This is a genomic window from Atopomonas sediminilitoris (assembly GCF_022601735.1).
In the GTDB taxonomy this organism is placed as follows: Bacteria; Pseudomonadota; Gammaproteobacteria; order Pseudomonadales; family Pseudomonadaceae; genus Atopomonas; species Atopomonas sediminilitoris.
On sequence record NZ_JAKUMM010000010.1, the window covers coordinates 52,825 to 78,618 of the forward strand.

Annotated in this window: 23 protein-coding genes; 7 read left to right on the top strand and 16 right to left on the bottom strand. The window is 57.1% G+C overall.

Annotated elements, in window-relative coordinates; genetic code table 11:
• Positions 1-31: 31 nt before the first annotated feature.
• Genes ileS through ispH form a run of 4 tightly spaced genes read left to right on the top strand, consistent with a single transcriptional unit; the run spans position 32 to position 4,749 of the window.
• Positions 32-2,851 (top strand): isoleucine--tRNA ligase, encoded by a 2,820-nt coding sequence (gene ileS, locus MKI83_RS15310; protein ID WP_241588089.1) that lies wholly within the window; start codon positions 32-34, stop codon positions 2,849-2,851.
• Positions 2,844-3,362: a signal peptidase II gene (gene lspA, locus MKI83_RS15315; protein WP_241588090.1), complete on the top strand. Its 519-nt coding sequence runs from the start codon at positions 2,844-2,846 to the stop codon at positions 3,360-3,362. The genes ileS and lspA overlap by 8 nt, the downstream gene beginning before the upstream one ends.
• Positions 3,355-3,801 (top strand): FKBP-type peptidyl-prolyl cis-trans isomerase, encoded by a 447-nt coding sequence (locus tag MKI83_RS15320; protein WP_241588091.1) that lies wholly within the window; start codon positions 3,355-3,357, stop codon positions 3,799-3,801. The genes lspA and MKI83_RS15320 overlap by 8 nt, the downstream gene beginning before the upstream one ends.
• A 3-nt stretch (positions 3,802-3,804) precedes the next feature.
• Positions 3,805-4,749 carry a 4-hydroxy-3-methylbut-2-enyl diphosphate reductase gene (gene ispH / locus MKI83_RS15325; protein WP_241588092.1) on the top strand — a complete coding sequence of 315 codons (945 nt, stop codon included), beginning with the start codon at positions 3,805-3,807 and terminating at the stop codon, positions 4,747-4,749.
• A gap of 52 nt (positions 4,750-4,801) precedes the next feature.
• On the opposite strand, the gene MKI83_RS15330 is transcribed toward ispH, so the two are convergent.
• From MKI83_RS15330 to MKI83_RS15370, 8 genes are all read right to left on the bottom strand, one after another.
• Positions 4,802-5,233: a type IV pilin protein gene (locus tag MKI83_RS15330; protein WP_272493071.1), complete on the bottom strand. Its 432-nt coding sequence runs from the start codon at positions 5,231-5,233 to the stop codon at positions 4,802-4,804.
• Positions 5,233-10,257, bottom strand: a complete 5,025-nt coding sequence (locus tag MKI83_RS15340; RefSeq protein WP_241588093.1) for a pilus assembly protein — start codon at positions 10,255-10,257, stop codon at positions 5,233-5,235. The genes MKI83_RS15330 and MKI83_RS15340 overlap by 1 nt, the downstream gene beginning before the upstream one ends.
• Before the next feature lie 11 nt (positions 10,258-10,268).
• Complete coding sequence (locus tag MKI83_RS15345) at positions 10,269-10,595, bottom strand: hypothetical protein (protein ID WP_241588094.1); 327 nt, start codon at positions 10,593-10,595, stop codon at positions 10,269-10,271.
• A gap of 8 nt (positions 10,596-10,603) precedes the next feature.
• Positions 10,604-11,107: a pilus assembly PilX family protein gene (locus MKI83_RS15350; protein WP_241588096.1), complete on the bottom strand. Its 504-nt coding sequence runs from the start codon at positions 11,105-11,107 to the stop codon at positions 10,604-10,606.
• 8 nt (positions 11,108-11,115) lie between these two features.
• Positions 11,116-11,877: a PilW family protein gene (locus MKI83_RS15355; protein ID WP_272493072.1), complete on the bottom strand. Its 762-nt coding sequence runs from the start codon at positions 11,875-11,877 to the stop codon at positions 11,116-11,118.
• Positions 11,877-12,458, bottom strand: coding sequence for a type IV pilus modification protein PilV (pilV, locus tag MKI83_RS15360; protein ID WP_241588099.1), 582 nt, complete (start codon positions 12,456-12,458; stop codon positions 11,877-11,879). Before pilV ends, MKI83_RS15355 begins: the two co-directional genes overlap by 1 nt.
• 12 nt (positions 12,459-12,470) lie before the next feature.
• Positions 12,471-12,983 (bottom strand): GspH/FimT family pseudopilin, encoded by a 513-nt coding sequence (locus MKI83_RS15365; protein WP_241588101.1) that lies wholly within the window; start codon positions 12,981-12,983, stop codon positions 12,471-12,473.
• A 98-nt stretch (positions 12,984-13,081) separates the two neighbouring features.
• Positions 13,082-13,600: a GspH/FimT family pseudopilin gene (locus MKI83_RS15370; RefSeq protein ID WP_241588103.1), complete on the bottom strand. Its 519-nt coding sequence runs from the start codon at positions 13,598-13,600 to the stop codon at positions 13,082-13,084.
• Between the two features lie 78 nt (positions 13,601-13,678).
• On the opposite strand from MKI83_RS15370, the gene thiO reads away from it, so the two are divergent.
• Positions 13,679-14,782 carry a glycine oxidase ThiO gene (thiO, locus tag MKI83_RS15375; RefSeq protein ID WP_241588229.1) on the top strand — a complete coding sequence of 368 codons (1,104 nt, stop codon included), beginning with the start codon at positions 13,679-13,681 and terminating at the stop codon, positions 14,780-14,782.
• 7 nt (positions 14,783-14,789) lie between these two features.
• On the opposite strand, the gene holA is transcribed toward thiO, so the two are convergent.
• From holA to leuS, 3 genes are all read right to left on the bottom strand, one after another.
• Complete coding sequence (holA, locus tag MKI83_RS15380) at positions 14,790-15,839, bottom strand: DNA polymerase III subunit delta (RefSeq protein WP_241588105.1); 1,050 nt, start codon at positions 15,837-15,839, stop codon at positions 14,790-14,792.
• A 42-nt stretch (positions 15,840-15,881) separates the two neighbouring features.
• On the bottom strand, positions 15,882-16,463 hold the full coding sequence (locus MKI83_RS15385) for an LPS-assembly lipoprotein LptE (protein WP_241588106.1): 582 nt from the start codon (positions 16,461-16,463) through the stop codon (positions 15,882-15,884).
• Between the two features lie 88 nt (positions 16,464-16,551).
• Positions 16,552-19,164, bottom strand: coding sequence for a leucine--tRNA ligase (gene leuS / locus MKI83_RS15390; RefSeq protein WP_241588107.1), 2,613 nt, complete (start codon positions 19,162-19,164; stop codon positions 16,552-16,554).
• 160 nt (positions 19,165-19,324) lie between these two features.
• Here leuS and MKI83_RS15395 point away from each other — a divergent pair, with 160 nt between their 5' ends.
• Together MKI83_RS15395 and MKI83_RS15400 are read left to right on the top strand one after the other, a co-directional pair.
• Positions 19,325-19,726: a hypothetical protein gene (locus MKI83_RS15395; RefSeq protein WP_241588108.1), complete on the top strand. Its 402-nt coding sequence runs from the start codon at positions 19,325-19,327 to the stop codon at positions 19,724-19,726.
• Between the two features lie 32 nt (positions 19,727-19,758).
• Complete coding sequence (locus MKI83_RS15400; protein WP_241588109.1) at positions 19,759-20,538, top strand: YdcF family protein; 780 nt, start codon at positions 19,759-19,761, stop codon at positions 20,536-20,538.
• Here MKI83_RS15400 and lnt read toward each other — a convergent pair.
• The 5 genes from lnt to miaB all read right to left on the bottom strand — a co-directional run bounded on the left by lnt (position 20,502) and on the right by miaB (position 25,763).
• Positions 20,502-22,028: an apolipoprotein N-acyltransferase gene (gene lnt / locus MKI83_RS15405; RefSeq protein ID WP_241588230.1), complete on the bottom strand. Its 1,527-nt coding sequence runs from the start codon at positions 22,026-22,028 to the stop codon at positions 20,502-20,504. The genes MKI83_RS15400 and lnt overlap by 37 nt on opposite strands.
• Before the next feature lie 10 nt (positions 22,029-22,038).
• A complete protein-coding gene (locus tag MKI83_RS15410; protein ID WP_241588110.1) occupies positions 22,039-22,878 on the bottom strand; it encodes a CorC family transporter in 840 nt (279 codons plus the stop codon).
• 7 nt (positions 22,879-22,885) lie between these two features.
• Entirely contained in the window at positions 22,886-23,341 is a 456-nt protein-coding gene (ybeY, locus tag MKI83_RS15415; protein ID WP_241588111.1) for an rRNA maturation RNase YbeY, read from the bottom strand.
• Complete coding sequence (locus MKI83_RS15420; RefSeq protein WP_241588112.1) at positions 23,338-24,342, bottom strand: PhoH family protein; 1,005 nt, start codon at positions 24,340-24,342, stop codon at positions 23,338-23,340. Before MKI83_RS15420 ends, ybeY begins: the two co-directional genes overlap by 4 nt.
• A gap of 92 nt (positions 24,343-24,434) precedes the next feature.
• Positions 24,435-25,763 (bottom strand): tRNA (N6-isopentenyl adenosine(37)-C2)-methylthiotransferase MiaB, encoded by a 1,329-nt coding sequence (miaB, locus tag MKI83_RS15425; RefSeq protein WP_241588114.1) that lies wholly within the window; start codon positions 25,761-25,763, stop codon positions 24,435-24,437.
• Positions 25,764-25,794 lie beyond the last annotated feature (31 nt).

Consider the following 25,794-nt stretch of genomic DNA (forward strand, 5'->3'; position numbering starts at 1 on the left):
TCTTTATGCAAGCAGGAATGAGCCCAGAGCCATGACCGACTACAAAGCAACCCTCAATCTTCCGGAAACCGACTTTCCCATGAAAGCCGGTCTGGCCCAGCGCGAACCCGACATGCTCAAGGCATGGGACAGCATTGGCCTGTACCAGAAGATTCGTGCGATTAGCGCCGGTCGGCCCAAGTTCGTGCTGCACGATGGCCCGCCGTATGCCAACGGTGATATCCACATCGGCCATGCAGTGAACAAAATCCTCAAGGACATCATTGTAAAGTCCAAGACATTGGCTGGCTTCGATGCGCCCTACGTGCCCGGCTGGGACTGTCACGGTCTACCGATTGAGCACAAAGTCGAGACGATGATCGGTCGTGCCGGCGACAAGGTGCCCTACCGCGAGTTTCGCCAAAAGTGCCGAGAGTATGCCGCCACCCAAGTGGCCGGGCAGAAGCGCGACTTTATCCGCTTGGGCGTGCTGGGTGACTGGGACAACCCCTACCTGACGATGAACTTCCAGACCGAAGCCGACATCGTGCGCAGCCTAGGTCGCATCGTTGCCAATGGCCACTTGGTCAAAGGCTACAAGCCGGTGTACTGGAGCGTGGTCGGGCAGAGTGCTCTGGCCGAGGCCGAGGTGGAATACCAAGACAAGACCTCGACCGCCATCGATGTGCGTTTCACCGCCGTCGATCAAGCCAAATTGTTGGCCGCCTTCCCTGATGCCGCAGGCCAAGGTGTTGCCTCGCTGGTGATCTGGACCACCACACCGTGGACCATTCCAGCCAACCAAGCCGTGGCCCTGAATGCCGAGCTGGAGTACAGCTTGGTGCAGTTGGACGCCGGTAACGGTGTCGAGCGCCTGGTGCTGGCGACCGACTTGCTCAAAGACATCATGCCGCGCTGGGGTGTAGACGACTGGCAAGAGCTGGGTGTTTGCCGTGGCGCCGCGCTGGAAGGCTTGCTGCTGACGCATCCAGTGTTTGACCGCGAAGTGCCGGTGATCCTCGGTGATCACGTCACCTTAGATGCCGGTACCGGCGCGGTGCATACCGCCCCCGACCACGGTATTGAAGACTTCCAAGTCGGCCAAGCCTATGGTCTCGGCACGTTAAATTTGGTTCAAGCTGATGGCACTTATAGTGCGGCGGCCGGCCAATTTGCCGGCGTGCACGTGTACAAGGCCGATGAGCCGGTACTCGGTGCCCTGCGTGAGAGTGGCAAGCTGGTGTGCGTGAAGAAATTCCAGCACAGCTACCCGCACTGCTGGCGCACCAAAACGCCGCTGATTTACCGTGCCACGCCGCAGTGGTTTATCTCGATGGACGAGAAAGGCCTGCTGGATGACGCCAAAGCCGCCGTCAAAGGCGTGCGCTGGGTGCCGGAGTGGGGCCAAAACCGTATCGAGGGCATGCTGGAGCAAAGCCCTGATTGGTGTGTGTCGCGCCAGCGCACATGGGGCGTGCCGATCACCCTGTTTATCCACAAAGACACCGAAGAGCTGCACCCGCGCACGCAGGAGCTGTTCGAACAGGTGGCGCAGCGTATTGCCGAGAATGGCATCGATGCTTGGTTTGAGCTGGATGCCGCCGAGCTTATCGGTGCCGATGCCGCTGAATACGTCAAAGTCACCGATACGCTGGATGTTTGGTTTGACTCCGGCGTCACGCATGCGGCGGTGCTGGAGCGCCGCGAAGAGCTTGGCTTCCCCGCCGACTTGTACCTGGAAGGCTCCGACCAGCATCGCGGCTGGTTCCAGTCGTCACTGAAAACCAGCATCGCTATCCACGGCAAAGCGCCTTACAAGCAAGTGCTGACCCACGGCTTTACCGTCGATCAAGACGGGCGCAAGATGTCCAAATCCTTGGGTAATGTGGTTGCGCCGCAATCGGTGATGGACAAGCTGGGTGCGGATATTCTGCGTCTGTGGGTTGCCTCCACCGATTATTCGGCAGAGATGGCAGTGTCGGACCAAATTCTTAGTCGTACGGCGGATTCGTACCGCCGCATCCGCAACACCGCGCGCTTCCTGCTGGCTAACCTGAATGGCTTTGACCCCAAGCAAGACTTGTTGCCGTGCGAGCAAATGCTTGATCTCGATCGCTGGGCCGTGGCCCGCGCCGCCGAGTTGCAGGCAGAAATCCTTGAGGCTTACAGCAACTACCGCTTCTTGGTGGTGTACCAAAAGGTGCATAACTTCTGCGTGCAGGAGTTGGGCGGCTTCTACCTCGATATCATCAAAGACCGTCAGTACACCACGCAGGCCAATAGCCGCGCGCGCCGCTCGTGTCAGAGTGCGCTGTACCACATCGCCGAAGCCTTGGTGCGCTGGATTGCACCGATTCTGAGCTTTACCGCCGATGAGATTTGGAGCTTCTTGCCGGGCGAGCGTAACGAATCCACGCTGTTGAACACATTCTATACCGGCCTCGAAGCCTTACCGGCGGATGCTGAGTTGAACATGGCGTTCTGGCAGCGCGTGATGCTGGTCAAGGATGCGGTGAACAAAGAGCTAGAAAATCAGCGCAGCCAAAAGCTGATCAAAGCCAACCTGCAAGCGGAAGTTACCCTGTTTGCCACGGCTGAGATTCAAGCCGATTTTGCCCGTCTAGGCGATGAGCTGCGCTTTGTCTTGATTACCTCCAAGGCCAGCGTGCAAGACCTGGCAGCCGCTGGCGATAACGCCGTTGCCACCGAGGTAGACGGGCTGAAGCTGAGCATTGTGGTCAGCCAAGCACCCAAGTGCGTGCGCTGCTGGCATCACCGCGAAGACGTCGGCCAACAGGCTGGGCACGAAGAAATCTGCGGCCGCTGTGTCGAAAACATCAGTGGCGCAGGTGAGGTGCGTCAGCATGCTTGATCGCCTCAAACAAGGCGGTTTGCCGTGGTTGTGGCTGAGTCTGCTGCTGTTGGTGGCAGACCGCCTGAGCAAGGTGTACTTCGAAGGCTTGTTTAACTATCAGGTGTACCAGCAGATCGTGGTCATTCCCGACTACTTCAGCTGGACGCTGGCCTACAACAAAGGCGCTGCGTTTAGCTTTCTGGCGGGGCACTCTGGCTGGCAGCGCTGGTTTTTTGCCGTGATTGCGGTGGGTGTGAGCATCGCCTTGGTGATCTGGCTTAAGCGCTTACCTAAGCAAGACCGCTGGACGGCAATCGCCTTAGCCATGGTGCTCGGCGGTGCGCTGGGTAACTTGTACGACCGCGTGATGCTGGGCCAAGTGGTGGACTTTATCCTCGTGCACTGGCGTAGCGAGTATTATTTTCCGGCGTTTAACCTCGCCGATTGTGGCATTACCGTGGGTGCGGTGATGCTGTTTAAAGATGTATTCAAGAAAGACGAAGCCCCGTCCGGAGAAAAACATGTCTGACGTTGTGATTGGCCCGGATAGCCGCGTAACCCTGCACTTTGCCCTCAAATTTGCCGACAATGGCGAGGTGGTGGACTCCACCTTCGACAAGAGCCCGGCCACCTTTACCGTGGGTGACGGCAGCCTGTTGCCCGGTTTTGAGCAGGCATTGTTTGGTAGCCGTGCCGGCGAGCAAAAAAGCCTCGCCATCACACCGGAACAAGGCTTTGGTCAGCCCAATCCGCAGAACGTGCAGCGCATGCCACGCGATAACTTCCAAGACATGGAATTATCCGAAGGGCTGTTGGTGATTTTCAACGATGCCGCCAATGCCGAATTGCCCGGCGTGGTTAAAGCGTTGGAGGGCGATACTGTGGTGATCGACTTTAACCATCCGCTCGCCGGCAAAGCGCTGACCTTTGACGTTGAGATTTTGGAGGTCCAGCCCACGGCTGGGTAAGGCATGCAGATCAAGCTAGCCAATCCGCGCGGCTTTTGTGCCGGCGTCGATCGCGCCATCGAAATCGTCAATCGCGCGCTTGAGGTGTTCGGCCCACCGATTTATGTGCGCCATGAAGTGGTACACAACAAGTTTGTGGTCAACGATCTGCGTGAGCGCGGCGCGGTGTTTGTCGAAGAGCTCGATCAAGTGCCCGATAACGTCATCGTGATTTTTAGCGCCCACGGTGTGAGTCAGGCCGTGCGCCAAGAGGCAGAGCGGCGCGGCTTAAAAGTCTTTGATGCCACGTGCCCGCTGGTCACCAAAGTCCATATGGAAGTGGTGCGCTACAGCCGCGAAGGCCGCGAATGCGTGCTGATTGGCCACGAAGGCCATCCTGAAGTAGAAGGCACCATGGGCCAGTATGACGCCAGCAACGGCGGCGCGATTCATTTGGTAGAAGATGAAGCCGACGTCGCCGCCATGACCGTGCGCAATCCAGACGCCTTGGCCTACGTTACCCAAACCACCTTGTCGATGGATGACACCAGTAAAGTCATCGACGCCTTGCGTGCGAAATTCCCAGCCATCCACGGGCCACGGAAAGACGACATCTGCTACGCCACGCAAAACCGCCAAGATGCGGTTAAGCAGCTGGCCAGCGAGTGTGACTTGGTGTTGGTGGTGGGCAGCCCCAATAGCTCCAACTCCAACCGCCTGCGCGAGCTAGCCGAACGCATGCACACCCCCGCGTACTTAATCGACGGCGCTGAAGAAATACAGCCGCAATGGCTCAAGGGTGTTAAGCAAGTAGGCATCACCGCCGGCGCCTCCGCGCCGGAAGTGCTGGTGCAGGGTGTTATCGAACGCTTACAGGCGCTGGGTGGTGTCGCTGCGGTTGAGTTAGACGGCGAGCCGGAGAATGTCACGTTCTCAATGCCCAAAGAGCTGCGATTGAAAGAGCTTTAACGGAAGAACCCATAAAAAAACCGCCCGAAGGCGGTTTTTTTATGGGTTGGGTTTACCAACAGTCATCGACTGTAAGGGTTCCGCTTTCGCCTTTAATGCCGCGACTATCCAGCGTCAGATTGCCGCACTCGGCATCATTGGCTTGCGCGCCCTGGCGGGTCGCGGTGAGTACTACGCAGGTCGCAATGGTTAGTCCTGCGCACGCAGCGGCACTGATGTTATAGCGACCTTCATCCGAGGGCACGGCCGCGTCGGCGACAACGCCATAGCCGAGGCCGCCAGCACCTAAGTTAGTGATGTAACTTTGGGCAGTGGCAAAGCGACGCTCTTGTGCTTGCATGATCTCGCTAAGTTTGGCTTGGCCGTCGGTGCGGCCGGTTTTAACTACATAGCGCTGATAGCTTGGGTAAGCAATCGCGGCCAAAATGCCGACGATTGCTACCACGATCATCAACTCCATCAGAGAGAAGCCACGTTGATTCATTAATTTTCTCTCCAGTAAAGAGGGTCGGCTGCGCTTTGGTTGCTACACAATGCGTTGTTAGCGTCTACGCAGGTTAAGTCTAGCGATTCACTACCCACAATGATGGCAGGTTTATCTTGACCTAACACCACGGCAGGGCTTGGTGGAATACCTGAGCGGGTCAAATCAAAGCTGCGTACTGGGGTTTTAGTCCCGTTGATGGTTTGGGTAAATACCGCTGAGGCATCGCGCAGGCTCATGGCATACAAGCGGCCTACACCCACATCCGAGCCACAGGTTGAAGTGGTTTGACCGCGCGGGCTAAAGGTAGTGAACAAGACGGCACCACCGAAGGAAACGGAGGTCGACAAGACCTTTTCGCCTTTAGGCAAGCGTAGGTAAAAACCCTTGCTTGATTTGAGTAGCGCGGTGTTCGGTGTGTAGCTGTTGCCGGGGGTGAGCTGGGTATAGAGGTTGTTAATTTGCGTGCGCAGAGCAGGTAGGCCGGTGACAGGGTCTTCGGCGTTCTTAATCGCTAAGTCCACCAAATACTGGTACGCCGCAAACACTGTCAGGGCTTCCGGTGCTGCTGCTGCGGTCGCGTCGCTAAACTGCTGCGACGTTAGTAGGCCGCTAGTGTAGAGCACCGCTGCGATGGTATCGGCATCAGTTTGGTAGCCAGTGGCCAAGGTAAGGTAAGCGTCGCGGTCGGTGGCCAGCTGAATTAGCGTGGCAACGACACTGGCTTGGTTAGTGGCCAAGTTGGCTAGCTCGGTCGCTTTGGTGGCTTCGTCGATGGCCAGTAGTTCAGCGGCCGTTTTAGTCGCCGTGCCGCTAAAGCCAAGTGCGGCTTTGAGATCAGCCAGCGGTGTTACCAGCGCGGCAGCAATCGCGGTAGCGTCCGGACCTGTAGGACCTGTAGGACCTGTAGGGCCTGTAGCGCCTGCGTTTAATGCGCTATTAATTTGCGCGAGTAGCGCTTGGATGCTGGTGCTGTTGGCGTTGATGGCGGCACGGTCGATGACGGCTTGTTCCGCAGCGTAGGTCGTACGAGCAGTGCTTAGGGTTGTCTCCATGCCAGGGATCAAATCGCTATCAAAATTAGGATCATTTTTAGCGGCGATTAAGGCGTCCTCGAGGTCGGTAACGACTTTCCATTTGGCATCAGCGGCGTCGCGTAGTGCAGTGAGGCTTTCAACCTCTAAGGCCAACTTGTCTCGCAAACTGAGCATCGCAGACGCAGCAGCATCATCGGTGACTGCTTTGTCACGCGCTGCGACCGCATTGTCGTAAGCGGTTTGTGCGTCCGTCTTCAGTTGCAGCTTAGCGGCTGTGGTTGTGGCCGACGCCGTTGCTACGCCTTGCGCGGTATTGGCTATGCCGCGATCTGCGGTGGCTTGGTTGCGCGCGGCTGTGGCAGCAGTATTGGCGCTAGCAAGGGCGGTATTGGCTGTGCCCAAGGCTGTGTTGGTGGTTGCCACAAGGGCAGTGGCTGCAGTGAGCGCGATGTTGGCTGCAGTTTGCGCGGCAGCGGCAGTCGCTAGTGCGGAGTTTGCAGCAGTAAGGTCGCTATTGGCTGTGTCTAGTGCCGTGACAGCATTGTCGCGAACAATAACGGCAGCATTGTAGGCCGCTTCAGCGGCGTCGAATGTTGCTTGTGCAGAGTCTTTCGCGGCAATTAGCGTTGGGTCGGTTGGGTTGAGCGCTAGATCTGCAATTGCTGTATTAAGGTTTGTTTGTGCGGTGTCGCGAGTGGTTGTTTTGCTGGTGAGATCACTAACAGCGTTGTCTTTGGCTGTCACCGCGCTGCCTTGCGCGGACACCGCATTGCCGTGGTTTGTAAAGGCGGTGGCGTGCGCACTGTCGGCTGCGGTTTTAGCGGCAGTTTTCCCCGGTACGTCTGCCACTGCATCGTCATAGTTTTGCTGTGCAGTTTGTTGTTCTGTCAGCTTGGTGGCTGCCAAGGCCTCTGCAGCGGTGGCAGCAGTTTCAGCGTTTGTTGCCGTATTGTCTTTGCTCGCGAAGTCAGCGGCATCGGCATCGGAAATCAGTTTGGCGGCGTTGTAATTGTTGCTTGCAGTGGTTAGCTCACCTTGTGCCGAGGTGGCAGCCGAGGTCAGCGCAGCGGAGTCGGCGCTGTCGTCGAGTGATTTCGCGGCTTGATAGGCAGCTTCAACCCCTTGCAGCGCGGCATGGGTGTCGCGAATCAGGGCTTGGTAGTCACTCTGCGCCTTGGTGTTAGGCGCGTGTTGCTCAATGTACGGTTGGGTGCTGGTGATGTCATCCATCGAGCGTTGCTTGTCGTTGGCTAACGTCTTGTTCAGGTTGGCCGCGTCTTGTTTGGCTTGAAAGCCGCTACTGACCTTATAAGCATCCAAATTCGCGCGCGCGGTGGCCAAGGCGTCGTTGAGTGCCGTCATGGCATCTTCTTTTACCTTGATATCCGCTAGCACGGTGGTCGCTTGGGAGTCTGTCAGGTTTACGCTGGACACATCAACCAAGTCGCTCTCGCTGATGTTGGGGTAAGTGCTAGGGGCTGTTGTGCTGGGTTTGGTGTTAACAAACGGGTCACGTAAGACATAAAAGCGATCGTTGGTGTCGGTGTTAAGAGGGCTTTCACGGAAGCCTGAACCAATCGAAATGGTGAAGTAAGTCGCACCGCCGCGCTCGCGAATTAACGCCACATCGGGTGAGGTAAAGAAGCGACGATTGTGCGCCGCATCCACGCCGCCAAGCTGGGCAATGCGGGCACCGTCAAAGGTGCTGCCGGTGCCGGTGTTGTTGATGTCAAAACGGAACACTTGGCCGCGCATGTCGCTGGCGTAAATGATGTCCAGCAGGCCATCGCCATCAATATCGACCAAGGTAGGGTCGGCCGCCATGCTGTTGGTCATGTTAGCCACTTTCAGGTTGGCAGTGCTGTCGCCGGTATTGCCGGCGCGCCAAATGAGCTGGCCGGTATCGGCGTTGACAATGTAAAGGCTGTTACCGACGTCATCATTCTTAGGCACGTTTGTGCCAATTTTATCTTGATCAAGATCGTAGCCGCCGGTGAAAACCAAGACTTGTTGCTCGGCGCCGCTAGTTAATTTGATCTTTGCTACTTTTGCGGCTGAGAAGGTGTTGCCTAGCTTTTCAAAGCCCGGGGTGGCCACCGAGCTGTCATTGGTGAAACTTCCATCCGCTTGTTTGTTCTGTTGCGGGCCTTTGATAACCCACTTAAGTTTTGGGCTGCTGATGTCGGCAAGATCAAATGCGTAATAGTTGCTACCGCCGCGGCGCATACCAACATATAGATTAGCTTTGGTTAAAGTGCGAGTGCGGTCGGTCGTGTATTCAGTGGTATTTGTGCCAGTGTAATCGGCTGCAATAGTGATTTTGCCGTCTAAGCCATAAGCTTTATTGCTAGAGCCTGTGCGGTTTTCGTAATAAGCGCCAGGGTTTTTTAATAGGTCTTTAGGGATAATGGCGAATTTCTCTGAGCCATCAGTCGGGTCGATGGCGTGTAAGTAGCCTTCGTTGGTGCCAAAGAACATATAGAGCTTTTCTTTGGATGACACAGAGGTTTCTGCTTCGCGATTTAAGTAATCGTCGACTTTGTACGCCACCAACAATGGTTCGCTGTGCAGTACGTCACCAATGGCTAGGCGGTTGCTGCCGTCAGGATTAATGCCTTTGGCCCATTTCACGTAATTTTGGCGAGTAGCGTTGTTGCTCGCGCCAAACAGTGAGTTGTTTCCATTGCTATCCAACGAGGACAGGGGAACTAATGATGTGGTGCCCGTTACTCCGCTGCTGGCTGTGGGTGTGGGCTCAGTGCCGCTCCAAGTTAATATGTTGCGCGAATTGGGCGATGTCAGCAATGCGGCGACGCCGCCTTTGGCAATGTCTTTGCCGTCGAGCGTGGACCAGTAGCTAGAAGCATTGTCATTAAAGAAGCCCGTACTTGCGTCAATGGCGTTGTTGCCGTTTTTATCAGCAATAATACGCGCGCCATTACTGTCGGTAGCTAGTTTGTAACGCTTAACGTTGCCCGGCCAGCGTGCGCCTTCAGCTGGGCGGAATAAGGCGTAATAGAGGTCGTCGCGATAACCTAGGTTGTTAAAGGCGCTAACAGCAACGCTGGGGGCGGTAAACGTGGTGTTGGCGGCGGTGATGTCGGTAACAATGGCTTTCAGTGCATCCGTTAGGCCGGATACGTTGCTTGAGGTGTAATACTTGCCGCCGCTGATTTCAGCTGAGTTTTTAAGTAGAGGTAAGTCAATGGCAAAGCCTACGAAATGTGAAGTGACGGTTTGCTTGCGGCTAGTGGGGTCGTCAAAGCTGGGGTTAGGGAACAAGTCTTGATTGCCCATGTACTCGGCTAAGTTAGGCAGGCATGCGCCGTTCCCTGTGCCGCAGCTTGTATAGGTCGTGTTGGCGTTTTTTGTTAATGAAAGTATTTCGCTTCTACTGCTGGTGTCTTTAGTAGGTTCGCCGTCAGTGATGTAGATGATGTGTGATTGCTGGCAGCTATGTTCAACCGGAGAAATATATTTGCCGCCAGATTTCGAAGAATTAATGCTTAGCGTGTTACCGTATTTGGGCGCTTGGCCTGTCATGTACAGGTAAGCTTCGTGGTAGGTTTCTGATAAGGGTGTCCAGTCAACAGCGGGAATGTTGTTGACGATAGTTTTAACGGATGTGGCACTACTGCTTGTTAGGCGAGTGACGGGATATAAGATATGTCCGCCTTCTTCGTTGTTGTTGTTGTAGCCACGAAAGCGCATGATGCCAATATTGACATCTTCCTTAGCTTTAAGTTCGTCGATGAGGTTGTTCACGACGTTCTTCATTACGGTGTTTCTGGTCTGGTTCGTGCCTGCCACTTTGCTGTCCATGGAGCCAGATGAATCCAAGATAAATAAAATATTTGGCCGCACTTGTTGGTCGGCGGGCAGGTCTTTGGGTACGTAAATTTCAGTGTCGTCAGCTAGCGCAGTGTGAAACGTTAAGCTGGTATATAAGCAGGCGCTGATGGCCATGGCGAGTTTATTCATTTTCATGGTCATGCCCCTTATTCCAAATCAAGGCTAATGATGCGGTCTGGCTGTGCTGTATTGCTTTGCACTAAACCGGCCCAGTCAACTTTAAGTTTCAATTCTTCGATCAAAGCAGGCTGCCCTTGCAGGCGCAGTGTTGTGTTTTGGTCAAATGTCATCACGTGGGGCTGGCATTGCTCGCAGGTAAAGACGTGTGCCCGGCCCAAGTTATTACCGCTCGGTGCCCACAGCACCATGATGCGTTCTGCTTCGGTGAATACTTCTAAGTTTTCTTCGGCCTGGCTTTGCAGTGCAGTCAATGTCAGTGCTGAAGCCAGTGCAGTGATGATGATTGTTTTCATGATAGGCCTCATTTGCTCAGGGCTAAGTCAAAACCTTGGCTCTGCCAAGATCTGCTGTTACCGGCAGCGGCGGTTGAATTGAGTTCAAAGGTGTAACAAGTGAATTTTTCTACGCTGGATTCCGGGCACACGGAGGTTTTTAAAAACCTCACAGAGCTGTTGATTGTGTTTAGCGTGTTTGAAACCTTTGCTGTTAAGGCTTGGTTCTTTCTCGTTGTGTTGGGCAGCATGGCGGCTGTTGGGTCAGCTGCTTTTTCAGCATCTGTCGGTAGGGGTTGCGCCATGGCTTTTTGTAAAGTGTCAATCGCGCTGAGACTGGTATTAATGCTGAGCAATTGCGCACGCAATTCGCTGTTGGCGACTTGGAAGTTGTGGCCTTTGATGAGCGAGTTGCCTGTGAGCTTCTCTTCTAGATTGGCAAAGCGCATCGCAGTCACGCCGGCGATGGTCATTACCACCAAAAATATCAGAGCAACGATCAGTGCTGCGCCTTGCTGAGTGTGGTTTTTCATAAGGGTGCCTAGATGTTTTTAAGCTGAATGGTGGTGGAGAAGATCTGTCGAGCAAGCCCGTCGTTGCCTTGATTTACGGGGGGGGCGTCAAGCAGGTAATAGTTCAGGCCGCCGGCAGGGGCTGGTGATATTTTTTCTACCGAGTTGGCTAAAACGGCAATGCGAACTGAGCGCACTAGGCTCCAGTCGCTCACCCTGCTGGCAGGAACATATTGCGAAGCGCTGGATGAGTTGGTGCTGGCCGATACACCGTAGAGGACACGTAAGCTGTCGATGCCGGAGACAATTTCTTTGGCGGTTTTTTTAGGTTGCCCTACTTCGCCCCAGTTGCACCACAGCGAGCCATTCTCAACATAAAAACTGTTGTAAATGACCGCATTCGCGGTGGTCACCAGATCCCCGGAACAGCTGTAGCGGTTACCGTCCTGTAGCACCGGTTGCATGGCAAAAGTAATTCGGTCGGTGTTGGTGCCGGTGTCGTCGCCCAAGCAAATGTCACTGCAGTTTGAGCGTGGCAGTGGGTCAGGCAGATTGGCCAGGTTAATCGGGTCTATGTAGCCTGCATTACGTGCATTACGACTAATAAAATCTAAGGCGAAGCGGCCGTTTTCTTGTAAGCGGCCCATGGCTTCGTTGGTGGCGTAGGTCAGCCGGCTGGTCAAAAAGACTTGAATGATGCCAGTCATCAAGATCAGGCCTAAAACCAGGGCGATCATTAACTCGACAACCGATAAGCCACGTTGGCTTTTTTTCAGTGATAAGACGTTCATTAGCGTTGCACCTGCATCATGGGGATGCTGTTTTGTGTGGCGACTGTGCTGTTACCTGTTTTTTGCATTAGCTTGCTGCCGACATTGGCGCTGATTTCAACGGTGGTACCGTTTTCGGTCAGGGTAAAGAGGTTATTGACGCCGTCACGAAGGCTGATGAAGTCGCGACTGGAAGCGCGACCGTTAGACGCGCTATAAGCGGCTAATCCTGAGTAACTGCATTCAGCTTCCCAGCGGTCAAATTTGGCCATTTGTCCTGCGGTGCAGGCAGTGGCTTGGACAACCGTTGAGGTTGAGGGGTTATAACGATCGGCGCATTGCGTTGTTGGCAAGGCGGTGCAGTCTGGGGCATTGCCAGCGCCGGCATATTCGGCGACTGAGCCGGAAGGGTTAGCACGCATGCGTTCGGCCAGGTCCTGCGCAAGCCATACCGCTTGCGCGCGCTGACTACTATCACTGGTGCTGCGCAGGGCGTTCAATTGCAGTGCCGCCATGCCGAGCATGCCGATGCTAAAGATCAATACGGTGACAAGGATCTCGATGAGGGAGCTGCCGCGCTGCTGATGAGTATTAAATGACATCGCGTTCATCCTTTATTGGCACGTGGTGCTTTTGGTGATTTTGCTGATTGCCGCTCTGCCCATAAAAGTGATCTCTACACAGCGGGCGTCTGAGCGTGTGGCATCGAGCTTGTCTGAACTGACTTTGAATTTGTGCTGCGCGTTGACCGTGCCGTCACGGCGAAAGGTCAGCTGAGGGGTGCTGGCCAGCCAGCTGCTGGTGATGCTCACGGTAGAGGAAGAGCCAAAGTCCTTGAGTAGACTGGCATCGTCAGTGCAAGAGGAGGCAGTATCAGAGCGCACGCACCAACCATTTGACCAGCCAGTGGTCTGATTGACTTTGGGTATGACAATGACGTTTGCACCGCGCTTGATGGCTTCTGATCGGGCGTAGGCGAGGGTGAGCATTAAGTCGCCGGCTTGCCCACTCACGCGCTGGCGTGTGGCGAAGTCGGTCATAGCTGGCACGGCTAGGCCGATGATGATCGCTAAAATGGTCACGGTGATCATTAGTTCGATCAGGGTAAAGCCATGTGATCTTTGCATGAGACTTTGTATCCATTGATGTCTGGATACATCATTCGGTTTCCCTTTGCCCACATCAACACTTCGCAGATGGTTGGTTTTGTCGCCGCGCTGAACGGTTAGTCATGCTCGCAAGGTGTGCTTGAGTTCTCACTCCGCAGCCTGCCTTGGCGGTTGATGATTAGCTTTCGACCTTGCGTCAGGTGTGGGTGGCAGAGGGTGAATGTGCCATTGCTGACAAAGGTATGCCCATTGCCGTTAAAGTGCAGTGAGTTAGCTGGAGCCATGCCGCGCCAGATGAGCTGTATGTTTTTTAGGCGGCTAAAGCTTAAGAGTTGCTCTTGGTTGTCGAGTCGGCGATTACCGTTGCTGTCGGTAAATACGCTGATCGCAGTCTGCCATTGTGAGCTGCAGCGTTGATCCTGATCGAGATAGCAGAGTGTCGTACGCGTATTATTGCTCAGTGCGTAGGCTCTGGCTTGATGCGTCATCTGGGTGAGCTCGCTGGCGGCGGCGCGCAGCTGCTGTTGCTCGATGAGTTGCTCGAGGGGTGCCGCTAGGCAGGCGAGTGTGACTAAAAAGCTGAGTGCAACTAAGGCGTCAAGCAGCGATGCTCCGCCTTGCTGGGTGGTGGTCATGTTTGCCTCTAACATCCGTGTTTAAGGTGCTTGTTAGTCTGGCACGTGTTTGTAATTTTGCAGGTTTGGAGAGCGTGTATTTTGTCGGATGTACTGGTTGTAGGCGCAGGTGCGGTGGGGTTGCTGGTTGCGCGCGAGTTGCTGGGCTCTGGGGTGAAGGTCAGTCTGCTGGAGCGGCAGAGTCCGTGCCGCGAGGCCTCGTGGGCTGGCGGTGGTATCGTCTCGCCCTTGTATCCATGGCGTTATAAGCCGGCGGTCACGGCGTTAGCCTTGTGGTCGCAAGACTTTTACCCGCAGCTGGCTGACCAGCTGCATGCGCAAACGGGGATTGATCCTGAGGTTACGCGCACCGGTTTGTACTGGCTGGACTTGCCCAATGAAGAGCGGGCGCTAGCGTGGGCGCAGTTGCATGGTCGTGAAATGCACTGTGTGTCTGCTGACGCCGTTCGTCAGCAGGTGCCGGCGTTAGGGCGCAGCTACCAACGGGCTTTGTGGATGCCCAGTGTGGCGAATGTGCGAAACCCGCGCCTAGGTAAGGCGCTGCAGGCGGCGTTGGCGGCGGATGCCTCGTTTACGTTGCAGGAGCAGTGCCCGATTCAGCGCTTAGAAGTACAAGGCGGCAAGTTTCGTGGCGTCCACACGGCGCAAGGTTTTATTGCCGCTGACACGGTGGTGCTGTGCGCTGGGGCGTGGACGGCGGAGTTACTTAAGCCTTTGGGCTTGACCTTGCCGGTTGAGCCGGTGAAGGGGCAAATGCTGCTGTATAAGAAGCCGGCTGGGTGGCTTAAAAGCATGGTGCTGGCTGATGGGCGCTATGCGATTCCACGCCGTGACGGGCATATCGTTTTTGGTAGCACGCTGGAATATGAAGGCTTTGACAAGACGCCAACTGCTGAGGCCAATCAGAGTTTGCAAGCCAGTGTCGCTGAGTTGTTGCCTGAGCTGGCACAAGAGCAGCCGGTCGCGCACTGGGCGGGGCTGCGCCCGAGCTCGCCCGATGGCGTGCCGTTTATTGGCCCGGTACCCGGTGTTGAGGGCTTGTGGCTTAACTGCGGACATTTCCGCAATGGTCTGGTGATGGCGCCGGCCAGTTGCCGTTTATTGGCTGATTTGCTGCTGGGGCGCGAGCCGATTGTTGACCCTGCGCCTTATGATCCGCGCACGCGTTTGCTGGCGCTTTAAAGCGCCGTTAGTAAAGACGGGCGCTGGGGAGCTTAAGCTTTTTGCCGCACATTTTTAGGCACACTTGGCTGAGTAGCAGCCAAGGGTCGCCGGCGGCTTGGCCTTTGATTTGCGCGTCGATGTGCTGCGCGTCTTGTAACAGCGCGCTCCAGCGATCGCTGCTAAGGCGGTTGAGCGCGCGGCTGACCAGTGGTTTGCGTTTATCCCAAATGGGCGGCTTCATTTGACTGCACGCGCGGTCAAATGGCAGGCCGCCGTTGGTCAATTGCGCCAAGCTGGCGAGATTGCGCAGTTCGCGGCTGAGCGCCCACAGCAGTACTGGCGGCTCGACGCCTTCGCCGCGTAAGCCTTGCAGCATGCGCAGTACATGCTCAGCATCGCCGGCGAGCAGGGCGTCGACAAGGCCGAAGACGTCGTATCGTGCGCTCTCGCCAACGCTGGCTTGGATGGTGTCGAGGGTGACTTGTGTGCCGTCGGCCAGCAGTTTGAGCTTTTCTACTTCTTGCGCGGCGGCGAGCAAATTGCCTTCAACGCGCTGACACAGCACTTCGATTGCTTCGGGGGTGGCGCTGAGGCCGCCTTGGGCGAGGCGCTGGCTGATCCACTGCGGCAGCTGGTGTGCTTCAATCGGCCACAGCTGAATAAAGCCGCTGGCAGGGCTTTCTTGCAGGGCTTTGGCCCATTTGCTGCGCGCGGTGGTGCCGTCCAGCTTGGGCAAAATCAGCAGTAGTAAGGTGTCTTCTGGTGGGCGCTCAAGCAGGCTGAGAATGGCCTTGGCTCCGCTGTCACCGGGTTTGCCATTGGCGATGCGCAGCTCCATCAGGCGTTTGTCGGCAAACAACGACAAGCTGTTGCCGGCTTGCAGCACTTGGCTCCAGTCAAAGTGTTGGTTGTCGACATGAAACACGTCGCGCTCACTGAAGCCCTGGCTGCGTGCCTGTTGGCGAATGGCGTCGCAGGCTTCTTGCGATAGCAGTGGGTCGTCACCGCTCACCACGTAAATGGGCAGAAGGTCACCGTTGAGGTGGCGGCTGAGCTGGTTGCTATTGAGCTTCATTCAGAGTGCACAAGGGGCCTTGCGGCCCCTGTGATGCCACGCTTATTGCGCGGCCGGAGTGGCGTTTTGTTGTGCCGCGGCGCGGGCTTCTTGCTCGGCGCGCTGTTTGGCTTGCTCTTGGCGCTGCAGTGCTTCCAGTTGACTGGTAGTCAGTTGTTGCAGGCGCAGCATCAGTTGCTGCACGACATCGTTGCGTATTTCGCGATCGAGCTGGGCTTCTTGCTCGGTGTTGCTGATGGCGTTGTAGGTGCTGTAGTAGCGCTCAACATCGATGCGGTCGCTTAACAGTACCAAGCCTTTATTGTCGCGAATTTGGTAATCCAAGCTGCGCATCAGGCGATTTTCAGCGCTCTGAGTGGAGTAGCTGTAACTGGCGGTACGCACTTCACGCTTCTCTTGAGCGAGGTCGAGGGTGAAGGGGGCGCTGCTGTTGACCGCTACGCCGGCGTTTTCTAGGGCTTGGCGCACGTCTTTTTGTAGCTCGCCATAGGTGTCGCGGGCGGTGACATTCAGCGTTTGCAGCTGGAAGGCCGCAGCACCCGTGCCGCGCAGTTGAAAGCCGCAAGCAACCAGCAGGCTGGACATCACCAGCACCAGCAGGGCGGACAGCGTGTTGTTCTTCATGCTCGACTCTCCTTGAGTCTGATTGTTCTTAATCTGGGTGATTAGTGATCGGCGCAGCACGCTGCGCCGGAATAGGGTGAGTGTCGCCTTAGTTGGCCACGATGTTAACCAATTTGCCGGGTACGACGATCACTTTGCGCACGGTAACGCCCTCGAGGAAGCGCGCGGCGCTGTCGCAAGCCAAGGCGGTTTGTTCGATGTGTTCGCGGCTGGCTTCGGCGGCGACATGAATGTGGCCACGCAGCTTGCCGTTGACTTGGACGACCAACTCCAGTGTGTCTTGTACCAGCGCGTTTTCATCCACGCTTGGCCACGTGGCGTCGATCAGCAAGTCGCTATGGCCCAATGCTTGCCAGAGGCCGTGGCCGATGTGCGGCGTAATCGGGCCGAGCAGCAGTACCACGGCTTCAAGGCCTTCTTGCAGCAGGGCGCGGTCTTGGGCGGTGGCGGTCGGGGCCTTCTCCAACACATTCATCAGGGTCATCACGGCCGCGATGGCGGTGTTGAACTTGTGGTGTTGGCCAATATCTTGGCTGGCTTGTTTGATCGCCAAGTGAATGCTGCGGCGGATATCTTTTTGCCCATCATCCAGTGTGCTGACGTCTAATGCAGTCACTGGACCGGCGTTGACGTGGCTGTGAGCCAAGCGCCATACGCGGCGCATAAAGCGGTTGGCACCTTCAGCGCCGGCGTCAGACCACTCAAGGCTCATGTCCGGTGGTGACGCGAACATCATGAAGAGACGGCAGGTGTCGGCGCCGTAGGCGTCGATCATGGTTTGCGGGTCCACGCCGTTGTTTTTCGACTTGGACATTTTTTCTGTGCCGCCGATTTCCACGGGCTGGCCGTCGGCAATCAGCTTGGCGGCGATGATCTTGCCTTTGCTGTCACGCTCGACGGTGACATCGGCGGGGTTGAACCAGTCTTTGCCGCCGTTTTCCAACGTGCGGAAGTAGGTGTCGGCGACGACCATGCCTTGGGTCAGCAGGTTTTTGAACGGTTCGTTGCTATCGACCAGGCCTTCGTCACGCATCAGTTTGTGGAAGAAGCGCGCGTAGAGCAGGTGCAAAATGGCGTGTTCAATGCCGCCGATGTACTGATCAACGGGCAGCCAATAGTTGGCGGCGTCTTTGTCGACCATGCCGGCGGTGAACTGCGGTGAGGCGTAGCGGGCGTAGTACCACGACGACTCGACAAAGGTGTCCATGGTGTCGGTTTCGCGCTTGGCCGCGCTGCCGCAGGTGGGGCAGGTGCATTCGTAGAACGCCGGCATTTTTGCCAGTGGGCTGCCAGCGCCATCGGGGATGACATCTTCCGGCAGAACCACCGGCAGTTGTTCGGCCGGCACCGGCACATCACCACAGCTTGGGCAGTGGATGATCGGGATCGGGCAGCCCCAGTAACGCTGGCGGCTAATGCCCCAGTCGCGCAGGCGGAACTGAGTCTTGCGGGTGCCGTGCTGCTTGGCTTCGAGGTCGGCGACGATGGCGTCGAAAGCCTCGGTAAAGGTCTTGCCGTCGTAAACGCCGGAGTTGATCGTGGTCAGACCGTCTTTGTCGCCGTACCACGCTTGCCAAGTGTTGGCGTCATAGTCTTTGTCGGCGGCGCTATACACTTGCGTGATGGTGCAGGCGTACTTGTGGGCGAACTCAAAATCACGCTCGTCGTGCGCCGGTACGGCCATCACGGCGCCTTCGCCATAGCCCCACAAAACATAGTTGGCGACGAATACCGGCAGTTTGTCGCCAGTCAGCGGGTGAATCACGTACTGGCCGGTGGCGAAGCCTTTTTTTTCCATGGTGGCCATGTCGGCCTCTGCCACGGAGCCGGCTTTGCATTCGGCGATGAAGGCTTGTAGCTCGGCGCTGCTTTCAGCGGCGCGCTGCGCCAGCGGGTGCTCGGCGGCCACTGCCACGTAGGTGGCGCCCATCAGGGTGTCAGGGCGGGTGGAGTAGACCTTGAGCTGGCCTTCAATGCCGATGCTGGCGACGTCGTAATCAAACACGATGTCGGCGCCAAAGCTCTTGCCAATCCAGTTGCGCTGCATGGTCTTGACCTGTTCAGGCCAGCCATCCAGTTCATCGAGGCTACTTAACAGCTCATCCGCGTAGGCGGTGATCTTGAAGTAGTACATGGGGATTTCGCGCTTTTCGATCAGCGCGCCGGAACGCCAGCCGCGACCGTCGATCACTTGCTCGTTGGCCAGAACGGTTTGGTCAACCGGGTCCCAGTTCACGGTGCCGTTCTTGCGGTAAATCACGCCTTTTTCAAACAGCTTGGTGAACAGCCATTGCTCCCAACGGTAGTAGTCGGGCTTGCACGTGGTGACTTCGCGCGACCAATCAATGGCTAAACCCAGCGATTTGAGCTGAGTCTTCATGTAGTCGATGTTTTCGTAGGTCCACTTGGCCGGTGCGACGCCGTTTTTCATCGCGGCGTTTTCGGCCGGCATGCCGAAGGCGTCCCAGCCCATGGGTTGCAGTACGTTCTTGCCCTGCATACGCATGTAGCGGCTGATCACGTCACCGATGGTGTAGTTGCGCACGTGCCCCATGTGCAGTTTGCCGCTGGGGTAGGGGAACATCGACAGGCAATAGAACTTCTCCTTGCCCGGCTGTTCTTGGACCTTAAAGGATTGCGCGCTATCCCAGGCTTGCTGGGCTTGGGCTTCGACATCGTGATGCTGGTATTGCTCGTGCATAACTGGGCGCTGCGACCTGACGGTGGAAAAACAGCAAGGATACCTGAGACCCCGCCTGTGACGGTAGCCTGCAGACCGTTTGTCGCACCTGCCTTGGTGCGCGAGTGTCAGGGTCTACGCTTTGAAGGTAGCTAGATGCAGTATTGAATGAGGCTTGACCATGGCGACTGTGAAGCAGGATGAAGTCTTCGCCGACGGTCTCTACGAACGCTTGCTGGAACGTGTCGTGCACGCCCTTGAGGACGCCGATGAACACAGTGCGGAGGGTGGAGCGGCGCCGGCAGAAGTCGATCTGGAAGGACTATCTGAAGAAGAAGTGGCGTGGCTGCGCGCCTTTGTACAACGTGACTTACAGTGGTTGCGTGGCTGGCACGCCGCCGCACGGCGCATGCGCAGCTTAACCCTGTGCCAGCAGAGTGAACCGCCAGCGACCTTGAATGACGAGCCCTGCGGCTTGGTGTGCGCGCTGTGCCAAACCTCGCTGATCCAACAGCCGCGTAAAGGCGTGCAACCCTGCCCGAATTGTGGCTCAAGTTTGTTTAGAGCCATCCAACGACGCTGATATCCTTGCGCGCTCTTACCTTGGGGGCGCTCATGGAACTGCGTTATCTGCTGAAAATGTTTTTATTGCCGCCCGGCGGTTTGCTGCTGGGCTTGCTCTTGGCGTGGCTGTTGCGTAGCCGTTGGCCGCGATTGGCCAATGCTGTGTTTGCCGTGAGCCTGCTTGGCCTGCTGGCGATGGCCGCGCCGGCGGTGGTGCAGTGGCAAGCGCAGCTGTTAGAGCGCGAGCCGGCGCTGGATTGGCAAAGCGATTGGGCGAAACAGGCGCAGACCATTGTGGTGCTCGGTGGTGGGCGTGAGCGCGCTGATCCGGGCTGGGGTGGCGATGTGCCTAGCCTGTATGCCGCTGAACGCCTGCATTACGCCGCGCGTTTAGCCAAAGCCAGTGGTTTGCCGGTGCTTGCCAGTGGTGGTTTGCATTTTGGCCAGCCGCCCAGTGAAGCCGCCTTGGCTGGCGAGATGCTGGCCGACTTTGGCGTGCCGCTACGCTGGCAAGAAGAACAAAGCCGCACAACGTGGGAAAACGCGGTTTACAGTGCGCCGTTGCTTAAAGCCGAAGGCATTAAGCGCGTCGTGCTGGTCACGCAGGCGTGGCACATGCCGCGCGCCCGTTGGTGTTTTGAACAGCAAGGTTTCGAGGTGATCAGTGCGCCGATGGGCTTTATGAGCGCAGCACACGGACGCCCCGGTGGTGGTTGGGCGCCCGAGGGCAAAGCGCTGTGGCAAAGCCAAGCGCTATTTAATGAATGGGTTGGCTTGCTGCTGTACCCGTGGCTTTACGCAGAAGCCAGTTCCGCTTTAGTAACGCGCTGACGCTGCCAAATAGCCAGTGCTGCCAGTAACAGGCAGAGTGTCAGCAGTGGCCAGCTCTGCCAGCGCAAATAGGGCGTTAGCCCTTGCACGGGCTGCACGCTGCCGCGCAACACGCCTTGCTCGAAGGCTGGTAAGCGGCTGCTGATACGGCCGTCGGGGCTAATGAAAGCGGTAACGCCGGTGTTGGTGGCGCGCAGCATCCAGCGATTGGCTTCCAGTGCGCGCATCTGTGCCATTTGCAGGTGTTGCAGCGGGCCGATGGAGTCGCCGAACCAGGCATCGTTGCTGACGGTGAGCAGCACACTGCTGTCGGCGGCGAGGCGCGCGGCAAAGTCGGGGTACACCACTTCATAGCAAATGTAGCTGGCGAACTGTAAGCCTTGCGCTTCCAGCAGGCTCTGCGCGTCGCCGCCGCGAGAGAAGTTGCTCATGGGCAGGTCGAAGAAGCTGATCAGGCCGCGTAACCAGTCTTCTAACGGGACGTATTCGCCAAAGGGCACCAGCTTTTGCTTCAAATAAGTGCCTTCGCCATTGCCCAGTACGGTGATGCCATTGAAGTAGCGCCAACCGTGCGGTGCAGCCTCGCGCAGCGGAATGCCGGTGATGAGCGCGCGTTGGCTTTGGTTCATCAGTTGATCCAGCTCGCTTAAGTAGTCTTCGGCGTATTCGCGCAGGATGGGCACGGCGGTTTCCGGCCAGACGATGATGTCGGCCTGCTCGTCGAGACTCAGATCACGGTACAGGCGCAGCGTACGGGTCAGCTCTTCCGGCTGCCATTTCAGCGCTTGGTTGATATTGCCCTGCACTAGGCTGACCTTTACCGGCTCACCTAGCGGGGTGGTCCAGCTTAGGCTGCCAGCCAGCACGGCACCCAGCCACGGTAAGCTCAATAAGCCAGCCATGGCAAAGCGTGTGGGGGTGTCGTGACGCGTGGTGAACAATTCGGCAAAACAGGCGGCGCTTAAGGTGATGGCAAAGGAAATCAGCCAAACACCGCCGACTGGCGCCAAGCCGGCCAGCGGGCCATCCAGTTGGCTGTAGCCTAAGTACAACCACGGAAAGCCGGTTAAGAACCAGCCGCGAAAGATTTCGCCCAGCGTCCAGCAGGCGGCAAAAATCAGCGGGTTAAGCAGGCCGGGTGACTGGCGCAACCAGCGCGCCCACACGTAAGCGGGCAGGGCAAAAAACAGCGCCACGCCGGCGCAAAACGCCAGTGTTAGTCCGCCGGCCAATAACGGTGATGCGGCGCCGTAATCGTGAATGCTGACGTAAATCCAGCCGGTGCCGGTAAGAAATGCGCCGAGGCCGAAGCTCCAGCCGCGCTGCAGGGCTTGGTGGGGCGTGAGGTTTTGCAGCAGTAAATAAAGTAGGCCGGTGATCAGCAGTGCGATCGGCCAAATATCGAAAGGCGCTAACGCCAGCGGCGTGCAAGCGCCGACGAGCAGGGCCAGCAAGTGACCGGCCCAGCCCGGCTTAACAAAACGGCGCAGCATAGAAACCTCAGTTGGCGTTGCCCGGTGTGACGCGCAGCAGGTGAATGCGACGGCTATCAGCGTGCAAAATGCGGAAGCGGAAACCGTGGATTTCGACCACCTCGTTGCGCTTAGGCAGGTGGCCAAAGTGGTTCATCACCAAGCCGCCGATGGTGTCGAAGTCTTCTTCGGAGAATTCGGTCTCGAAGAATTCGTTGAAGTCTTCGATCGGGGTGAGTGCTTTGACGATGCAATCGCCGCTGGGGAGCGGCTTGACGTAGCTGTCTTCGGCGACGTCGTGCTCGTCTTCGATCTCACCGACGATTTGCTCAAGCACGTCTTCAATAGTGACTAAGCCGGCCACGCCGCCGTATTCGTCAATCACGATGGCCATGTGATTGCGTGTGGTGCGGAAGTCTTTCAGCAGCACGTTTAAGCGCTTGGATTCCGGCACAAAGGTGGCGGGGCGCAGTAAGTCCTTGAGGTTAAATTCCTCTTCAGGCTTAAGCACCAAAGGCAGCAAGTCTTTAGCCAGCAGGATGCCCAGCACTTCATCATTGCTGTCGCCAACAATGGGGTAGCGTGAGTGCGCGGTTTCGAGCACGCCTGGGAGAAACTCGCGCGGGGTTTGACCCGCCTTGATGGTGGTCATCTGCGAGCGCGGCACCATGATGTCGCGCACTTGCAGATCCGACACTTGAATAGCGCCTTCGACAATCGACAACGCTTCGCTGTCGAGGAGCTTGTTGTGATGGGCTTCGTGGAGCAGTTCAAGTAGCTCCTGACGACTCTTGGGCTCGTGGGCAAAAGACTGCATCAACTTGTTCAGCCAGGACTTCTGCCCGTTGCTCGATCGCTCTTCGCTCATCGTGGTGTCACTCTTCCTCGTGGTAGGGATCAGGGTAGCCGAGTTCTGCTAGCAGCTGGCGTTCCAGCGCTTCCATCACCTCGGCGTCGCCGTCATCAATATGGTCGTAGCCCAGCAGGTGTAGGCAGCCATGGATGACCATGTGCGCCCAGTGGGCTTCGACAGTTTTTTGTTGCTCGCCCGCTTCACGCAAGACCACCGGCGCACAAATGGCCAAGTCGCCCAGTAGCGGTAGGTTGAGCTCTGCGGGTAAGTCGGCGGGAAAGGACAATACGTTGGTGGCGTAGTCCTTGTGGCGATAGGTGTTGTTGAGTTCGCGACCTTCGTCGGTGTCGACGATACGGATGGCTAGCTCGGTGTCTTCGCGCTCGCGCAGGGCAATGCTGCACCAGCGTTCAAATTGCTCGGGGCTCGGCACGCCGCTGTCATCGCAGGCAACCTCGACATCCACTATCAGGCTCATGCTTGGGGTGTCTCGGGCTTGTGGCGGCGTGGCGCGGGTTTGTCTTCATAGGCCTCGTAGGCCTCAACAATGCGCTGCACCAGCGGGTGGCGTACCACATCCTTCGGGCGGAAGTGGGTAAAACCAATGCCTGGTACGTTATCCAGCACGTTGACCACATGGGCGAGGCCTGAACGGGTACCGCGAGGCAGGTCGACCTGAGTGATGTCGCCGGTAATGACCGCGGTCGAGCCAAAACCGATACGGGTGAGGAACATTTTCATTTGTTCCACCGTGGTGTTTTGGCTTTCGTCCAAAATAATGAAGCTGTTGTTGAGGGTGCGGCCGCGCATGTAGGCCAGTGGCGCGACTTCAATCACGTTGCGCTCAATCAGCTTGCTGACATGCTCAAAGCCCAGCATTTCGTAGAGCGCGTCGTACAGAGGGCGCAGGTACGGATCGATTTTTTGCGCCAAATCGCCGGGCAAGAAGCCGAGTTTTTCACCCGCCTCAACCGCCGGGCGCACCAACAAAATGCGGCGGATCTGTTCGCGCTCTAGTGCATCCACGGCGCAGGCCACGGCGAGATAGGTTTTGCCTGTGCCGGCGGGGCCAATGCCGAAGTTGATGTCGTGGTCTTGAATCGACTTCACGTACTTCTGCTGGTTGGCGCCGCGGGGGCGAATGTGTGCCTTGCGTGTCTTTAGGGTGATCGGCGCGCCCTCGCTGGGCTCGTCGAGGTCTTCTAAGGCCGACTCTTGCAGGTACAAATGCACAATCGCAGGGGTGAGTTCGGTGCCGTTACGGGTTTCGCGGTACAGACGCTTGATCAGGCGTTCAGCCGCCTTGATGTGCTCGTCTGGGCCTTCCAGATCAAAAGCGGTGCCGTGGTTGGCAATGCGAATGTTGAGGCGCTTTTCAATTTGCTGCAGGTTCTCATTGAGTTGGCCGCACAAATTGGCGAAGCGTTGGGCATCGCTGGCGTCCAGCGTGAACTGCAAGGAGGAGAGTTGACTGTTCAAAGTAATGACATGGGCCGCAGAGCGGCGGGGACATGGTGGCAAGAATACCCCGCGCACGCCGCGATGCAAAGCGGCGCGCGCGGGGTGCGACGTTATGACAACAGCGTGCCGCGCAATGAGTGCGGCATGGCTTCTTCGATGCTGACCTTGACGAACTGGCCGATCAGGCGCGGGTTGTCGCTGCGGAAATTGACCACGCGGTTGTTATCGGTGCGGCCCTGCAGCATGCCTGGGTCTTTCTTGGAATAGTCGGTAACCAGAATGCGCTGTTCGGTGCCGACCATGCGGCGGCTGATCTCAAAGCCTTGCTGATTCAGACGGCCTTGCAGAATTTGCAGGCGCTGCTTCTTGACGTCGTCTGGGGTGTCGTCGATGAGATCTGACGCGGGCGTGCCTGGGCGGGCGCTGTAAACGAAGGAGTAAGAAAAGTCGAAACCTACGTCCTCCACCAGCTTCATGGTCTGCTCGAAGTCTTTTTCGGTCTCGCCGGGGAAGCCGATGATGAAGTCAGAGCTGATGCAGATATTCGGTACGGCGGCCTTGAGTTTGCGGATCTTGGATTTGTACTCAAGCACCGTATGGTTGCGCTTCATGGCGGCCAGTACGCGGTCGGAGCCGGACTGAACAGGCAGGTGCAAATGCGCTACGAGTTCCGGAACTTCGGCGTGCGCTTGGATCAGGCTGTCCGAGAATTCCACCGGATGGCTGGTGGTGTAACGAATGCGTTCGATGCCGTCGATGGCGGCAATGGTGCGGACCAGTTCGGCCAGATCGGCCGTGGTGCCGCCGTGGGTTTCGGCGCGGTAGGCGTTGACGTTCTGGCCCAGTAGGGTGACTTCGCGCACGCCGTTTTCAGCCAAGTGCAGCACTTCGGCCAAGACGTCATCGAACGGACGGCTGACTTCCTCGCCGCGGGTGTAAGGCACTACGCAGAAGGTGCAGTACTTGCTGCAGCCTTCCATGATCGAAACGAACGCGGTCGGGCCGTCGACGCGTGGCTCGGGGAGGCGGTCAAACTTCTCGATTTCGGGGAAGCTGACATCGACTTGCGCGCTGCCGGTGCTGCGCGCCGCGTCGATCATCTCGGGCAGACGGTGCAGGGTTTGCGGGCCAAACACGACGTCGACAAAGGGTGCGCGCTCGCGCAGGGCGGCGCCTTCTTGGCTGGCGACGCAGCCGCCGACGCCAATCACCAAGTCGGGGTTCTTTTGCTTCAGTGGTCGCCAGCGGCCGAGCTCGGAGAAGACTTTTTCTTGCGCCTTCTCACGAATCGAACAGGTGTTAAGCAGAATGACATCGGCTTCGTCAGGGTTTTCCGTCAGCTCCATGGCGCCGTGTTCGCCAAGTAGGTCCGCCATGCGCGATGAGTCGTATTCGTTCATCTGGCAGCCGTGGGTCTGGATATAAAGTTTCTTTGCCATAGTGTGTTGGAAAGCCGCAGGTCAAGACTGA